Source organism: Schumannella sp. 10F1B-5-1 (assembly GCF_006517535.1).
GTDB lineage: Bacteria > Actinomycetota > Actinomycetes > Actinomycetales > Microbacteriaceae > Schumannella.
Window position 1 is genome coordinate 1 of the sequence record NZ_VHQH01000278.1, and the last position, 299, is coordinate 299.

Annotated in this window: 1 protein-coding gene; it reads right to left on the reverse strand. The window is 74.6% G+C overall.

Going from position 1 to position 299, the window contains the following annotated elements:
• Positions 1 to 299, reverse strand: a 299-nt coding sequence (locus FJ658_RS15700; RefSeq protein WP_141146256.1) for a glycoside hydrolase family 38 C-terminal domain-containing protein, incomplete at both ends; no start/stop codon positions are given.

Here is a 299-nt window from a genome sequence, read left to right on the forward strand (position 1 = left end):
CTGGATCTCGCACGCCACCTCGTCGGCCCAGCGCGACGGCCGGAACTCGGCCCGCAGCATCCGGTGACTCGCCCGCCAGTCGACGCGGGTCTCGAAGCGCACGAGCTCCGACCCGGCCTCCAGCACGATGCGCTGCTCGACCTCGACCCCCGGTCCGGTCAGCCGTTGCTCGCGCACGACGGTCGGCCCGTCGAGCCGGGTCGCGGCGTGGGCGAGCCGCAGCTGCCGCGGACGGCGTTCGGTGTAGCGCGGGTCGATGTCCCACGCGTCGAACGGCCAGCGGTACGGGTCGCGGTGCA